The sequence below is a fragment of the Burkholderia lata genome, from assembly GCF_902499025.1.
In the GTDB taxonomy this organism is placed as follows: Bacteria; Pseudomonadota; Gammaproteobacteria; order Burkholderiales; family Burkholderiaceae; genus Burkholderia; species Burkholderia lata_C.
Genome location: NZ_CABVPW010000031.1, coordinates 40830 through 55641 on the forward strand (window position 1 = coordinate 40830; position 14812 = coordinate 55641).

A 14812-nucleotide genomic window follows, 5' to 3' on the forward strand; every position below is an offset into this window, starting at 1 on the left:
CTCAGCTCGCCGCGAGCGCCTGGCGCAGCGCGGCCAGCACCGGTGCGCCGTCAGGCCGCACGCCGCGCCAGATGAAGAACGACTCGGCCGCCTGCTCGACGAGCATCCCGAGCCCGTCGGCCGTGCGCGCGCCGAGCGACGCCGCATGCTGCATGAACACCGTCGGCTGCGCGCCGTACATCATGTCGTACGCGAGCGTGCCCGCGCCGAACGCCGCCGCATCGCACTCCGGCAGCGCGGCATCGAGGCTGCCGGCCGTCGCATTGATCACCACGTCGTACGGCTCCGCGCGCACGACGTCGGGGCCGCCACCCGCGAGCGTGCAGCCCGCATCGTGCGCGGCCTGCATGAACTGGCCGACGAGCGCCTCGGCCTTGCTCGCGGTGCGGTTCACGATCGTGATCGACAGCGGCGCACGATCGAGCAGCGGCAGCACGACGCCGCGCGCCGCGCCACCCGCGCCGAGCAACAGGATGCGCGCGCCCGCCAGCGACACGCCGAGATTCGCTTCGATGTCGCGCACGAGGCCGACACCGTCGGTGTTGTCGCCGTGGATCCGGCCATCGGCATCGATGCGCAGCGTGTTCACGGCACCCGCCGCTGCCGCGCGCGGCGACAGCGTGTCGGCGAGCGCATGCGCTTCGAGCTTGAACGGCACCGTCACGTTCGCACCGCGACCGCCTTCGGCAACGAACGCGCGCACGGCCGCGTCGAAACCGTCGACCGGCGCGAGCCGGTGCGTGTATTCGACCGGCTCGCCCGTCTGTGCCGCGAACTGCGCGTGGATGAACGGCGACTTGCTGTGCGCCACCGGGTTGCCGAACACGACATAGCGGTCGGCGCCGCTCGTCGACGCAACCGCGGTCATGATGCGCGCCCCTCTTCGCCGGCGTTGCCGCTCGCGGCTTCGCCGCCATCCCCGGCTGCCGCGCCGTCCGCTTCCGCCAGCGCTTCGGCTTCGGTTTCGGCCGTCGCGTCTTCGGCGTCGATCAGCGTGTCTTCACCGCCTTCGGCGTCATCCTCTTCCTCGGCCGCATCGCCGCTCGTCACGGTCGGCGCGTCGAGCACGTTCAGCAACCGCACCGACGCCTCGATCGTCAATTCGTCGAGCGACATCACGTCGAGCAGCACGCGCGTGCCGCGCGCATGCACGCCGAGCCCCGGCACGTGCAGCAGCAGCGGAATTTCCTCGAGGCGCACGAGATCGCCCTTCACGACGCTCGCGACCACCTGCTTCTTCTGCTCCTGCGCAAGCCAGCGCAGGCACCAGAAATATTCCATCCGGCGCTGGTAGTCGGCGTAGGCCGTATAGGTGTCGTCGAAGCCCTGCACGACTGCGTACAGGTCGGCGTCCTTCGGCTTGAACGGTGCGGCGAGCTTCGCGGTGACGCCATGCTGCACGCACGCGAGCAGTTGCCACTGGTTCACGAGGTCGACGTAGCGGCGCAGCGGCGACGTGCTCCACGCGTACTGCGCGACGCCGAGGCCTTCGTGCGGCGCGGCCGTCGTCTGCATCCGCGTGCGCTTCGGGCCCGGCGCGCCGAAGCCGCGCTGCGAGCGGTAGATGCCCGGCACCGTGTGGTCGTGCAGGAATGCGCCCCAGGTCGAGTTCGCGAGGATCGCGAGCTCCGACACGATCAGGTCGAGCGGCGACCCGCGACGGCGCGGCGTGATCGACACGTGCTCGCCTTCGACGTAGAAGTTGTAGTCGGTGTTGCGCTGCACCTCGCGCTTCAGGCCGTAGCCCGCGCGCGCGACCTGGCGCTTCTCGAACAGCGCCTGCGCGAGCGGCCACAGCACGGCGATGTCGTCCTTGTGCGGATAGTCGCCGGTGCCGGCCGCGAGCGTCTCTTCGTTGACGAGCTCGTCGAGGTGGTTGTGCCGCAGGTTGTTCTTCACGAACACGAGCTCGGCGCGCGTCTCGTTCGCGACGATCTCCTGCGTTTCGCGATTGACGATGATGTACAGCGACAGCGCCGGGCGGTAATCACCCTCTTTCAGCGTGAACACGTCGACGACGTCGTCCGGCAGCATCGTGATCTTGTCGCCCGGCATGTAGACGGTCGACAGGCGCGTGCGCGCGATCGCATCGACCGCGTCGCCACGCACGATCCCGAGCGCCGGCGCCGCGATGTGCACGCCGATCCGCACACGGCCGTCGGCCAGGTGCTCGACCGAGAACGCGTCGTCGATTTCGGTCGTCGTGATGTCGTCGATCGAGAACGCCTGGACGTCCGCGCGCGGCAGGTCGTCCGGCAGCGCGCCGACCGCGACGGCCGGAAAGCCCGTGCCGTGCGGGAAGAATTCCGCGAGGAAACGCGCCTCGTGCAGCGCACGCGGCGACGCGATGCCGCCGCAGTCGAGCATCAGCCGCGCCGGCGACACGCCGCGCGCACCGGCCGCCGCTTCCATCGCCTTGTATTCGATCGCGTTCTTGTCCGGCCGCGTCAGCAGCCCGAGCACCTTGCCCGCGAACGCTTCCGGCAGCTTGCCGGCCTTCAGTTCCTCTTCATACTGCACCTGGACGAGCGCCTGCTGGCGCTTGCGCTCGAGCGACGCGAGCGCCATCTTGAGCTGCTCTTCCGGCGCGCGCTGGTACTGGCCGCGCCCCTTGCGGCGGAAGTAGACGGGCGAGCCGTGCAGTCGCAACACGAGCGCCGCGCGCTCCACCGGGCCGTACGTCGCGCCGAAGTATTCCGCGGCCAGCGCGGTATACGCGAACTCGTCGGCCGGCGCGCATTCCCACAGGAAATCCAGATCGATCTGCTGCGCGGCCGTGTCGGCCTCCTGCATCAGTTCGCTTGCGGCCGGCTTGTCGAATTCGATCAGCACGTCTTTCGCGCGCACCTTTGCACGCCGCCCGCCGGGCAACTCGACCTGAAACGCGTCGCCCTGGCGCGACAGCACGCTGCCCGCCTTGAAACTGCCCGATTCCTCGAAGAAAACGTTCACTCAGTACTCTCGTTCAGACTGCCGGGCGCCGCGTCGGCGGCGCCGCATGATGATGGGAATTCGATCGGCACATGGCCGGTTTAAGACGTCTTTCCGTCGCAAAACGCGAGAACGTCGTCGACATAGTCGGCAAATTCGCTGATCCCGTGATCGCTGCCTTCGATCACGCGCGTTTTCGCGCCCGGATAATGCGCGAGCATCTCGCGGTAATCGAGCACTTCGTCGCCGGTCGCCGCGAACAGATAGTAGCGTTCGGCACGCGTGATCGCCGGCACGCGCAGCGCATCGAGCTCATGCAGGTGACGACGCTCGACGACGATCGTGCCGCCGCCGTGGTACAGCGGCTGTTCGCCCAGATGCTGCTCGAGATCGCGCTGCGGCACGATGGCCGGATTCAGCAGCACGGCCTTCCAGCCGTGCTTTTCGGCCAGCCACGTGGCGTAATAGCCGCCGAGCGAGCTGCCGATGACGGTCACGTCGCGCGCGCCGGCCACCTCGGCTTCCGCGACCGCGATCGCTTCGAGCGGCGACACCGACAGCGACGGGCACCGCCACTCGCCGGTGCGGCCGAGTTCGGCCATGCGCGCGGCGAGCTGGCGCGACTTCTGCGATTCCGGCGACGACCGGAAGCCGTGCAGATACAGGATCACGTGCGGCTCCCGAGCGCATCGAGCAGCTTCTGGTGCACGCCGCCGAAGCCGCCGTTGCTCATCACGAGCACGTGGTCGCCCGGGCGGGCGGCCTCGACGACGCGCTTCACCAGCAGGTGCAGGTCGTCGAACGCGTGCGCCTTCTCGCCCAGCGGCGCCAGCGCCTCGGTCAGGTTCCAGCCGAGCGCGTCGCGCCCGGTCGGGGCGCCGTAGCCGAACACGAGATCGGCGTCGGCCAGGCTTGCCGGCAATTGCGACTTCATCACGCCGAGCTTCATCGTGTTCGAACGCGGCTCGAGCACGGCGAGGATGCGGGCATTCTCGCTGCCGATGCGTGCACGAAGGCCGGCGATCGTGGTTTCGATCGCGGTCGGATGGTGCGCGAAGTCGTCGTAGACGGTCACGCCGTCCACGCTGCCGCGCACTTCCATGCGGCGCTTCACGTTGCGGAACGACCCGAGGGATTCGGCCGCCTGCGCGGGCGGCACGCCGACGTGGCGCGCGGCCGCGATCGCCGCGAGCGCATTCATCCGGTTGTGATCGCCCTGCACCTGCCACGCGACTTCGCCGACACGCTCCGCGTGCGAATACACCGCGAAGCGCTCGTCGACCGGCACGCCGTCCTCCGCCGGCAACGCCTGCCAGCCGCCGTCGACGCCGAACCGCTCGACCTCGCTCCAGCAGCCGCGCGCCAGCACGCGCTCGAGCGCGTCCGAGCGGCCGTTCGTGACGATCCGGCCAACACCGGGCACGGTACGCACGAGATGATGGAATTGCGTCTCGATCGCGGCAAGATCCGGGAAGATGTCGGCGTGATCGAATTCAAGGTTGTTCAGCACCGCGGTACGCGGCCGGTAGTGGACGAACTTCGAACGCTTGTCGAAGAACGCCGTGTCGTATTCGTCGGCCTCGATCACGAAGAAGCTCGAATCGGTGAGCCGCGCCGACACGCCGAAGTTCAGCGGCACGCCGCCGATCAGGAAGCCCGGATTCAGGCCGGAGTCTTCCAGCAGCCACGCGAGCATCGACGACGTGGTGGTCTTGCCGTGCGTGCCCGCGACCGCGAGCACCCACTTGCCCGCCAGCACGTGCTCGCCGAGCCACTGCGGACCCGACACGTACGGCAGGCCGCGATCCAGGATCGCCTCCATCAGCGGATTGCCGCGTGTGACGACGTTGCCGATCACGAACAGGTCCGGTTTCAGGTCGATCTGCTCGGCGCCGTAGCCCTCGATCAGCGTGATGCCCTGCGCCTCGAGCTGCGTGCTCATCGGCGGATAGACGCCCGCGTCGCAACCCGTCACCGTGTGGCCCGCCTCGCGCGCGAGAACGGCGAGACCGCCCATGAAGGTGCCGCAGATGCCAAGAATGTGGATGTGCATAGATGAATGCTTTCGCGCCGCCGGGCGCCGTCGATTCGGAAAGGATGTGTGTGCGGGGCGCCGGACGGGCCGTGCGGCCGGCGCCCGGCCAACGGCTTTTGCCGCGACACAAAGATCACTATTGTAACTGACGGCCTGCGGTGCCCGGCGGCCCGAACGCTGCGCCCGAACGGCGCCCGCGCACCGGGCGGCAGGCCGCCGCACCCGCGCTCGGGCGCTGCGGCGATCGAGTATGATTGCCGGATCATGTCTCGCAAAACCCTTCTCGACCCGCGGCGCGTCCGCGAGGAAATCGCCCAGTCCGCCGCGCGCCTGATCGCGGAGGACGGTCTGGACTATGCCGGCGCGAAACGCAAGGCCGCGCGCCAGTTGCTGGGCGACACGCGCGTTGCCGGCGAATGGCTGCCGGATAACGACCAGATCGAGGAAGAACTGCGCGAGTACCTCGCCCTGTTCCAGAGCGACACGCAGCCGGACGAACTGCGCCGCCTGCGCGAAATCGCACTCGACTGGATGCGCCGGCTCGCCGAGTTCCATCCTTATGTGACGGGCGCCGTGCTGAACGGCACCGCGAACGCGCATTCGGATATCCATTTGCAGGCATTCACCGACAACCCGAAGGACGTCGCGATCTACCTGCTGAACCAGAACGTCCAGTACGACGTATCCGAGACGCGGCACTTCGCGGGCCGCGCCGACGTCGAGACGCTCAGTTTCCTGTGGCGCCCGCGGCGCGACGTCGATGCGATCGGCATCCACCTCGCGCTCTATGCGAGCGACGACCTGCGCGGCGCGGTCAAGGCCGACGCGCGCGGCCGGGTCGCCCGTGCGGATGCCGCCGCGCTGCGCGCGCTCGTCGAAGCAGGCAAGGCCCCTTCCGAACCGGAATGATTCAACGATGATGATGAAACGCATGTTGGCGCTCGCGGTGGTCGCGGCCGCCGCCGTTGCCGGCGGGCTCTCCGCCGGCCATTGGTTCCGCGGCACCGCCGACGACGGCGTCGCCGTCGCCGCACCTGCCGCACACGGCAGCCCGGTCGAACAGCTGTGGGCGGCGTCGCTGACGGGCACCGACGGCAAGCCGGCCACGCTGTCCGCCTTCAAGGGCCAGAAGGTCGTCGTCAATTTCTGGGCGTCGTGGTGCGGTCCGTGCGTCGAGGAGATGCCGGAACTCGTCGCGCTGTCGCACCAGTACAAACAGAAGGGCATCCGTTTCATCGGGATCGGCGTCGATTCCGAACAGAACGTGAAGAACTTTCTGCAGAAGGTGAAGGTCGATTACCCGGTATTCGTCAGCGGATATGCGGGCGCCGATCTGGCCCGTAATTTCGGAAACACCGCCGGTGCGTTGCCGTTTACGGTCGTCATCGACGAAACCGGCAAGATTCGCGAGACAAAATTGGGACAAATCCAGCCAGCCGAGCTGAAAAAGACGCTCGACGCGCTGTAAGCGGTTCGAACGGCAGCCCGCACGTTGGCGGCGATTTGCCCGTCGATCGCCGCAATTTCGCGTGAATTCGCCGATACTTTGGATGCGTGCCGGTAAATCTTGCGGGTCGCGCGCACTCGGCCGTTCGGCAAAACTAGACAAATTTCTCTAAATAGCGCTAAAGTTCGCGCAATTCCGCAGAAATAGAAGCGACCATGACACGATTGCTGGTGCTGCACGGCCCCAACCTGAACCTTCTCGGCACCCGGGAACCGGAGGTGTACGGCCGCGTCACGCTCGCACAGATCGATCAGGCGCTTGCCGCGCGTGCCCGGGAAGCCGGCGCCGAACTGTTGTCGTTCCAGAGCAACCATGAAGGTGCGCTGGTCGACCGCATCCAGGCCGCGCGGGAGGAACAGACCGATTTCATCCTGATCAATCCGGCCGCATACACGCACACGAGCGTCGCGATCCGGGACGCGATCGCCGGCGTTGGCATCCCGTTCGTCGAGGTTCACTTGTCGAACGTGCATCGCCGCGAAGCGTTCAGGCACCACTCCTACTTTTCCGACCAGGCCGAAGGCGTGATCTGCGGGCTCGGCTGGAAAGGTTATCTGTACGCGCTCGAGTACGCGCTGGACAAGCTGCAAGGCACGTCGCGCGGCTGATTTCGCGATCTAGATTCAGCGCCGGCCCCTAACCGGCGCTTTCACGTATTGAAAGGGGAATTCCCGATGGATCTTCGTAAGCTGAAAACTCTGATCGACCTCGTTTCCGAATCCGGCATCTCCGAGCTGGAAGTGACGGAAGGCGAAGGCAAGGTGCGCATCGTCAAGAACGCGCCGCCGGTCTACGTGCAGCCGACGGCTGGGTATGTCCCGCAAGTCAGCGCGCCCGTTCCGTCGGCTGCGCTGCCGACCGACGGCGCCGCTGCGCCGGCCGCGGGCGGCGCCGCCGCACCGGCTGTCCCGCAGGGCCACGTCGTGACGTCGCCGATGGTCGGCACGTTCTATCGCGCTCCGTCGCCGGGCGCGGACCCGTTCGTCCAGGTGGGCGACACGGTCAAGGAAGGCCAGACGATCTGCATCATCGAAGCGATGAAGCTGCTCAACGAGATCGAGTCGGACAAGGCCGGCGTGGTCAAGGAAATCCTCGTCGAGAACGGCCAGGCCGTCGAATACGGCCAGCCGCTTTTCGTGATCGGCTAAGTCCGCCGCGCGGCCTGCGGGCCGCGCGCCGCCGATGCCCGCCAGGCGCCGTTCGCGCGCCCCTCGAAGAGACGAATACTCGCTATGTTTGAAAAAATCCTCATTGCCAATCGTGGTGAAATCGCGCTGCGCATCCAGCGTGCGTGCCGCGAGCTCGGCGTCAAGACGGTGGTCGTCTACTCGGAAGCCGACAAGGAAGCCAAGTACGTGCGCCTCGCGGACGAAGCCGTCTGTATCGGCCCGGCCCCGTCGAACCTGAGCTACCTGAACATGCCGGCGCTGATCAGCGCCGCGGAAGTCACCGATGCCGAGGCGATCCACCCCGGCTACGGCTTCCTGTCGGAGAACGCCGATTTCGCGGAGCGCGTCGAGCAGTCGGGCTTCACGTTCATCGGCCCGCGCCCGGAAACGATCCGCATGATGGGTGACAAGGTCACCGCGAAGCAGACGATGATCAAGACCGGCGTGCCGTGCGTGCCGGGCTCGGAAGGCGCGTTGCCGGACGATCCGAAGGAGATCGTCAAGATTGCGCGCGCGATCGGCTATCCCGTCATCATCAAGGCGGCAGGCGGCGGTGGCGGGCGCGGGATGCGCGTCGTGCACACCGAGGCCGCGCTCGTCAACGCGGTCAACATGACCCGCGAGGAAGCCGGCCGTGCGTTCGGCAACCCGCAGGTGTACATGGAGAAGTTCCTCGAGAACCCGCGCCACATTGAAATCCAGGTGCTGTCCGACGCGTACAAGAACGCGATCTGGCTCGGCGAGCGCGATTGCTCGATGCAGCGCCGCCACCAGAAGGTGATCGAGGAAGCGCCGGCGCCCGGCATTCCGCGCCGCCTGATCGACCGCATCGGCGACCGCTGCGCGGACGCGTGCAAGAAGATGGGCTACCTCGGTGCGGGCACGTTCGAATTCCTGTACGAAAACGGCGAGTTCTACTTCATCGAGATGAACACGCGCGTGCAGGTCGAGCACCCGGTATCGGAGCTGATCACGGGCGTCGACATCGTGCAGGAACAGATCCGCATTGCAGCCGGCGAGAAGCTCACGCTGCGCCAGCGCGACATCCAGTTCCGCGGACATGCGATCGAATGCCGGATCAACGCAGAAGATCCGTTCAAGTTCACGCCGTCGCCGGGCCGGATCACGTCGTGGCATACGCCGGGCGGCCCCGGCGTGCGCGTCGATTCGCACGCCTACAATGGCTATTTCGTGCCGCCGAACTATGATTCGATGATCGGCAAGCTGATCACCTACGGCGCAACGCGTGAGCAGGCAATCAGCCGGATGCGCATCGCGCTGTCCGAAATGGTCGTCGAAGGCATCCAGACCAACATCCCGCTGCACCGCGAGCTGATGATCGATTCGAAGTTCGTCGAAGGCGGCACCAGCATCCACTACCTCGAAAACCGGCTCGCCCAGAAGCAGCAGGTCGCACCGGAAGAAGCGTAAGCATGAGCTATCGCGAACTCGTCGTCGAACTGGCCCGTGAGCATGCGGAGGCGCTGTCCGACGCGCTGCTCGAACTCGGCGCACTGTCGGTGTCGGTCGAAGATGCCGACGCCGACACGCCCGACGAACAGCCGCTCTTCGGCGAGCCGGGCCTCGTGCCCGACCGCACCGCGTGGCAGCACTCGCGCGTGGTCGCGCTGCTTGCGGCCGATCACGAGCCGGCCGTGCTGCTCGCGGCGGCCGCGAACGAGATCGGCATCGCCGAGGCGCCGGCGTTCACCGTCCGTGAAGTCGAGGAACAGGACTGGGTGCGGCTCACGCAATCGCAGTTCGAGCCGATCCCGATCGGCGAGCGGATCTGGGTCGTGCCGTCGTGGCACGATGCGCCCGATCCCGATGCGCTCATCCTCGAACTCGATCCCGGCCTCGCATTCGGCACCGGCAGCCACCCGACCACGCGCCTGTGCATGGAATGGCTCGAGCAGTCGGTGAAGCCCGGCCAGTCGGTGCTCGACTATGGCTGCGGCTCGGGCATTCTCGCGATCCTCGCGAAGAAATGCGGGGCGAACCCCGTGATCGGCATCGACATCGATCCGCAGGCAGTCGAATCGGCGCGGCAGAACAGCGAACGCAACCGTGCGGAAGTCACGTACGGGCTGCCCGATGCGTGCCCGGACGCCGAATTCGACATCGTCGTCGCGAACATCCTGTCGAATCCGCTGAAGCTGATGGCGTCGATGCTCGCATCGAAGGTCAAGCCGGGCGGGCGCATCGCGCTGTCGGGCGTGCTCGCGCGCCAGGCGGACGAAGTCGCGGCCGTCTACGCACGCTACGTCGACATCTCGGTCTGGCGTGAACACGAAGGTTGGGTGTGCCTCGCCGGAACCCGACGCGAAAGCCATTAGAATAGCGCTGTCCTTCACTCTGGCCAGCAGGCCGCCCGGCTCGACATGCTTCTTGCGACGCGCTGCCCTCATTGCGAAACCGTCTTCCGGCTGCAGCAGGAACAGCTCTCGCTGCATCAAGGGCTCGTGCGCTGCGGGCATTGCCACGAAGTCTTCAACGCATCCGAGTCGCTCGTTCCCGAGCACGCGCAGCAGCCCGAGCCGGTCCTGACCGAACCGGCTGCCGCGCCGGATGACGGCGACGCGCACCATCAGGCCCCGCCTCGGCTGTTCGCCGCCGAAGCGCCGGCCGGGTTGCCTTCCGACACCGATTACAAGCCGGAAGGCTGGGACATGTGGGCGCCGTGGCTCGATGCCGGCGTCGACCCGTCTCTGCAGCACAGCGTGCAGACCGTGCGCACCGAGCCGCTGATCCCGCTCGCCCTTCCGTCCACCGACGCCGGCGTCGTTCACCTGTCGGGTACGCCCGCACCGTTCGCGCCCTCCCCGGCCGAGCTGCCCCCCTCCGCTGCCGTCGAGCAACCGGCCGAATCGCTGCCGATGCAGACGCAAACGCAAACGCCGCAGGATACCGAACCATCGGCCACGCCCGTCGAGTACGACCCGCGCGAGCCCCGCTTCGTCACTCACCGTCCGTCGGACACAGATACCGCTCGCGAGACCGCCGAACCCGTCGGCACCGCGCACTTCGCGGTGCCGGACGACGAACGCGCGCCGCGCGAACCGCGCTTTGCGTTTACACCTGCGCCAGCCGTCACCGAAGCCAGGAAAGAGCCCGATACCGATACCGGCACCGCACGGCATGACGAGACGCCCGCCGCAGCCCCCAACGCACCGGCCGCCCCGTTCCCCGCTGCGCTGACCGACGACGATCGTCCGCACTTCGCCGTCACGCGCGAGACGCGCGCGCCGCAGCAGCGCGGCATGCTCGGCGGCTTTTTCGGCGGCCTCGTCGCCGCGGTGCTGGCCGTGCTGCTCGTCGCGCAACTCGCGTGGTGGCAGCGCGAGACGGTGATGATCTACTGGCCCGTCACGCAGGGCTGGTTCCGGCAGGCCTGCGCGCCGCTTGGCTGCACGGTCACGCCGCCGCGCGCGATCGACGGCCTGCGGCTCGATGCGACCGACCTGCGCCAGCTCGACGGCCCGCGCGAGCTCGAGCTGAAGGTGCCGCTGACGAACCGCTACCGCGTCGCACTCGCCTACCCGTCGCTCGAGCTGACGCTGCTCGACGATACCAACCACGTGACCGTGCGCCGCGTACTCGCGCCGCGCGACTACGTGCGCCCGGGCACGCCGATCGACGCCGGGCTGCCGCCCGGCGCGACGCAGACGATGGTCGTCCGCCTCGAAACGAACGGCACGCCCGCCTCGAATTTCCGCGTCCAGATTTTCTATCCGTGACGCGCCGCGGCGCGCGCCTGCGCGCCCGTCTCAACCCGCGCGCCCGAGCGGCGCGCTATTTCGGAGCACGAACATGAGCAAAGTTACGCTGGGTGGCAACCCGATCGATCTCGCCGGCACGTTCCCGGCCGTCGGCGCACAAGGCGCCGATTTCAAGCTGGTCGGCAAGGACCTCGCCGACCTGTCGCTCGCCAGCTTCGCCGGCAAGCGCAAGGTGCTGAACATCGTCCCGAGCCTCGACACGCCGACCTGCGCGACGTCGACCCGCAAGTTCAACGAAGCCGCATCGTCGCTCGACAACACGGTTGTCGTCGTCGTGTCCGCCGACCTGCCGTTCGCTGCGACGCGCTTCTGCACGACGGAAGGCCTCGAGAACGTCGTGACGGCTTCGACGTTCCGCACCGGCCGCGCGTTTGCGAACGCATACGGCGTCGACGTGACGAGCGGCCCGCTGAACGGCCTGACCGCGCGTGCAGTCGTCGTGCTCGACGCGCAGGACAAGGTGATCCACGCGGAACTCGTCGGCGAAATCAAGGACGAGCCGAACTACGATGCAGCGCTCGCCGCACTGAAGTAAGCTTTCTCTCGCTTTCCCCTGCCGCGCCGCGCCTTTCGCGCGGCGTTGTCGCGCAGGGCTCCTCATTTCTACAGGAACGCACACCTTGGCTACGTTGATTTGCGGCTCGATCGCCTACGATTCCATCATGACCTTCGAAGGGCGGTTTCGTGAGCACATCCTCCCCGACCAGGTGCACCTCATCAACCTGAGCTTCCTCGTGCCGACGATGCGCCGCGAATTCGGTGGCTGCGCGGGCAACATCGCGTACGCGCTGCACCTGCTCGGCGGCGATGCGCGCATCATGGGGACGATTGGCGCGCTCGACGCGCGGCCGTATCTCGACCGGCTCGATCAGCTCGGCCTGCGCCGTGACCACGTTCGCGTACTGCCCGACACGTACACCGCGCAGGCGATGATCACGACCGATCTCGACAACAACCAGATCACGGCGTTCCACCCGGGCGCGATGATGCAGTCGCACCTGAACCACGCGGGCGACGCGCCGGGCATCAAGCTCGCGATCGTCGGCCCGGACGGCTTCGACGGGATGGTGCAGCACGTGGAAGAGCTCGCCAAGGCCGGTGTGCCGTTCGTGTTCGATCCGGGCCAGGGCCTGCCGTTGTTCGACGGTGCGACGCTGCGCCGCAGCATTGAACTTGCGACCTATGTAGCGGTCAACGACTACGAGGCCAAGCTGGTGAGCGACAAGACGGGATGGTCCGAAGATGAAATCGCCAGCCGGGTCGACGCCCTCGTCATTACGCGTGGCGAGCACGGCGCGACCATCCGCCACAAGCAGGGCACGGAGCAGATTCCTGTCGTGCCGGCCGAGCGTATCTCCGATCCGACCGGCTGCGGCGATGCCTTCCGGGGTGGCCTGCTGTACGGCATCGAGCATGGCCTCGACTGGGCAACCACGGGCCGCCTCGCGAGCCTGATGGGCTCGGTCAAGATCGCCCACCAGGGGCCCCAGACTTACGTACTGACGCGCGCCGAAATCGACGCGCGCTTCGAGACTGCATTCGGTTACAGTCTCAAATGAATTTTGTGGGAGAGCAAAGATGTTGACGAAAAAGACCCTCACGCTCGCGGCCATGCTGACGGCCTCGCTGACGCTCACCGGCTGCTTCACCGCACCCGGTTCGGCGGATGTCTATAGCGTCGGCCAGGCGCAGCGCGAACAGACGGTCCGCATGGGCACGGTCGAAAGCGTCCGTGCGGTGCGCATCCAGTCCGACGGCGGCGGCAGCGCGATCGGCACGCTCGGCGGCGGCGCACTCGGTGCGGTGGCAGGCAGCGCGATCGGTGGCGGCAAGGGATCGATCCTGACCGCGATCGCCGGCGGTCTCGTCGGTGCCGTCGCGGGCAACGCGGTCGGCGAAAACCTCAGCACGGCGAACGGTGTCGAAATCACCGTGCGCCTCGACAATGGCGATCTGCGCTCGATCACGCAGGCAGCAAGCGGCGAAGCGTTCCGCGCCGGCGAGCGCGTGCGACTGCTGTCGAGCGGTGGCGTCACGCGCGTCACGCACTAACGGGTACCTCAGCACGCGGCGCAAGCCGCGGTCGAACGCATGTGCGAAGCTGCACATGCGTTTTTTTTCGTCCGTCCTCACCGCAGCCGGCATTCGGGCAGCCTGCAAATCGGCAAGGACGGACGAAAAAAATCCCGCCACCTGAGCCAGATGGCGGGACTGATTGAGTAGCGCTACTCAACCCACGGACACCACGTGAGTGTCCGGGTGGTGCAGGTCAGCCTCGATTACGGACGGCTGCCGGTCGGGAACGGCCATGCCGCTGCCGGGTTGAGCGCGGTCTTCACGCCCGATGCCGGCGCAACCGATGCGGTCGACGCGGTCGTTGCCGGCGCAGCCTTCTTCACGACGGCCTTCTTCGGAGCAGCAGCCTTCTTCGGAGCCGCAGCCTTCTTGGCCGGAGCCGGAGCCGGAGCAGCAGCGGCAGCCTTCTTCGCCGGAGCAGCAGCCTTCTTCGCGGGAGCAGCGGCCTTCTTCGCAGGGGCAGCCTTCTTCGCAGCAGGCGCAGCCTTCTTGGCAGCAGCCTTCTTCGCAGGCGCAGCCTTCTTGGCAGCAGCCTTCTTCGCCGGCGCGGCCTTCTTCGCAGCAGCCTTCTTGGCCGGTGCAGCCTTCTTCGCAGCAACCTTCTTCACTGCGACTTTCTTGGCTGCAACCTTCTTCGCTGCGGCCTTCTTAGCCGGCGCTGCCTTCTTCGCAGCAACCTTCTTCACTGCGACTTTCTTGGCTGCAACCTTCTTCACTGCGACCTTCTTGGCAGCAACCTTCTTCGCTGCGGCCTTCTTGGCCGGTGCTGCCTTCTTCGCGGCAACCTTCTTCACCGCGACCTTCTTGGCAGCAACCTTCTTCACTGCAGCAGCCTTCTTCGCCGGAGCAGCAGCCTTCTTCGCAACGGTCTTCTTTGCAGCAACCTTCTTCGCAGCCGGTTTCTTCTTGGCGGTAGCCATGTTGTTCTCCTTCAGGTTCAGATGAGAGTCAGTTCAAACTACACCCTTCGTCAAAACCCGCTTCCCGCGGACGCTGTTCAGGACGTGCGCTTCGAAGCGGGCTATTCATCGGCGTACGCGGATACCACGCGCTTACGCTAATGAATACGGTATGGCGCGCGTGACCACCCGGCCTCGCGCGCCAAATCAAGTCGGTAGCCGGCGCACCTCGCGCCGCTACCCCTAATCGCTTGATCAAGCGGACCGCCACACGGCCGTCCGCTTTTTCCGGAGGGAAGTTTGCCCATCCCACTGAAGGGTTCGCAAAGTGCCTGTCATATCGTCGTGCCGTTAAGGCACCGGGCATGCTTTGCATCAGGCGTTCTTGCTCCTAAACCTTGGGCCGGGGCCGAGAG

General features: G+C 66.9%; 16 protein-coding genes. 10 read left to right on the forward strand and 6 right to left on the reverse strand.

Features of this window, described 5'->3' with window-relative positions:
* Nucleotide 1: 1 nt before the first annotated feature.
* The 4 genes from aroE to mpl form a co-directional block, all read right to left on the reverse strand.
* Nucleotides 2–868, reverse strand: coding sequence for a shikimate dehydrogenase (gene aroE / locus BDI24065_RS27835; RefSeq protein WP_046544899.1), 867 nt, complete (start codon nucleotides 866–868; stop codon nucleotides 2–4).
* Nucleotides 865–2952 carry a ribonuclease catalytic domain-containing protein gene (locus tag BDI24065_RS27840; protein ID WP_175033985.1) on the reverse strand — a complete coding sequence of 696 codons (2088 nt, stop codon included), beginning with the start codon at nucleotides 2950–2952 and terminating at the stop codon, nucleotides 865–867. The genes aroE and BDI24065_RS27840 overlap by 4 nt, the downstream gene beginning before the upstream one ends.
* 80 nt (nucleotides 2953–3032) lie before the next feature.
* On the reverse strand, nucleotides 3033–3602 hold the full coding sequence (locus BDI24065_RS27845; protein WP_175033986.1) for a YqiA/YcfP family alpha/beta fold hydrolase: 570 nt from the start codon (nucleotides 3600–3602) through the stop codon (nucleotides 3033–3035).
* Nucleotides 3599–4984 carry a UDP-N-acetylmuramate:L-alanyl-gamma-D-glutamyl-meso-diaminopimelate ligase gene (gene mpl / locus BDI24065_RS27850; protein ID WP_175033987.1) on the reverse strand — a complete coding sequence of 462 codons (1386 nt, stop codon included), beginning with the start codon at nucleotides 4982–4984 and terminating at the stop codon, nucleotides 3599–3601. The genes BDI24065_RS27845 and mpl overlap by 4 nt, the downstream gene beginning before the upstream one ends.
* Before the next feature lie 246 nt (nucleotides 4985–5230).
* On the opposite strand from mpl, the gene BDI24065_RS27855 reads away from it, so the two are divergent.
* The 10 genes from BDI24065_RS27855 (at nucleotide 5231) to BDI24065_RS27900 (ending at nucleotide 13473) form a co-directional block, all read left to right on the forward strand.
* Complete coding sequence (locus BDI24065_RS27855; RefSeq protein WP_069247084.1) at nucleotides 5231–5875, forward strand: UDP-N-acetylmuramate--alanine ligase; 645 nt, start codon at nucleotides 5231–5233, stop codon at nucleotides 5873–5875.
* 7 nt (nucleotides 5876–5882) lie between these two features.
* A complete protein-coding gene (locus BDI24065_RS27860) occupies nucleotides 5883–6434 on the forward strand; it encodes a TlpA family protein disulfide reductase (protein WP_175033988.1) in 552 nt (183 codons plus the stop codon).
* 194 nt (nucleotides 6435–6628) lie between these two features.
* Entirely contained in the window at nucleotides 6629–7081 is a 453-nt protein-coding gene (gene aroQ / locus BDI24065_RS27865; RefSeq protein ID WP_058901241.1) for a type II 3-dehydroquinate dehydratase, read from the forward strand.
* A gap of 66 nt (nucleotides 7082–7147) precedes the next feature.
* Nucleotides 7148–7621 carry an acetyl-CoA carboxylase biotin carboxyl carrier protein gene (accB, locus tag BDI24065_RS27870; protein ID WP_175033989.1) on the forward strand — a complete coding sequence of 158 codons (474 nt, stop codon included), beginning with the start codon at nucleotides 7148–7150 and terminating at the stop codon, nucleotides 7619–7621.
* Between the two features lie 84 nt (nucleotides 7622–7705).
* Complete coding sequence (accC, locus tag BDI24065_RS27875; protein ID WP_021161890.1) at nucleotides 7706–9073, forward strand: acetyl-CoA carboxylase biotin carboxylase subunit; 1368 nt, start codon at nucleotides 7706–7708, stop codon at nucleotides 9071–9073.
* 2 nt (nucleotides 9074–9075) lie between these two features.
* Complete coding sequence (gene prmA, locus BDI24065_RS27880; protein WP_175033990.1) at nucleotides 9076–9978, forward strand: 50S ribosomal protein L11 methyltransferase; 903 nt, start codon at nucleotides 9076–9078, stop codon at nucleotides 9976–9978.
* Between the two features lie 45 nt (nucleotides 9979–10023).
* The gene (locus BDI24065_RS27885; protein ID WP_175033991.1) at nucleotides 10024–11379 is read left to right on the forward strand and encodes a zinc-ribbon and DUF3426 domain-containing protein; all 1356 of its coding nucleotides are present in this window, start codon (nucleotides 10024–10026) and stop codon (nucleotides 11377–11379) included.
* 73 nt (nucleotides 11380–11452) lie between these two features.
* Nucleotides 11453–11956, forward strand: coding sequence for a thiol peroxidase (gene tpx / locus BDI24065_RS27890; protein WP_011350875.1), 504 nt, complete (start codon nucleotides 11453–11455; stop codon nucleotides 11954–11956).
* A gap of 85 nt (nucleotides 11957–12041) precedes the next feature.
* A complete protein-coding gene (locus tag BDI24065_RS27895) occupies nucleotides 12042–12980 on the forward strand; it encodes a carbohydrate kinase family protein (RefSeq protein WP_175033992.1) in 939 nt (312 codons plus the stop codon).
* Between the two features lie 19 nt (nucleotides 12981–12999).
* Nucleotides 13000–13473 (forward strand): glycine zipper 2TM domain-containing protein, encoded by a 474-nt coding sequence (locus BDI24065_RS27900; protein WP_021161893.1) that lies wholly within the window; start codon nucleotides 13000–13002, stop codon nucleotides 13471–13473.
* A gap of 227 nt (nucleotides 13474–13700) precedes the next feature.
* Here BDI24065_RS27900 and BDI24065_RS27905 read toward each other — a convergent pair whose 3' ends face one another.
* Together BDI24065_RS27905 and BDI24065_RS27910 are read right to left on the reverse strand one after the other, a co-directional pair.
* Nucleotides 13701–14417, reverse strand: a complete 717-nt coding sequence (locus BDI24065_RS27905) for a histone H1-like DNA-binding protein (protein WP_175033993.1) — start codon at nucleotides 14415–14417, stop codon at nucleotides 13701–13703.
* Nucleotides 14418–14445: 28 nt separating this feature from the next.
* Entirely contained in the window at nucleotides 14446–14772 is a 327-nt protein-coding gene (locus tag BDI24065_RS27910) for a hypothetical protein (protein WP_175033994.1), read from the reverse strand.
* Between the last annotated feature and the right edge of the window lie 40 nt (nucleotides 14773–14812).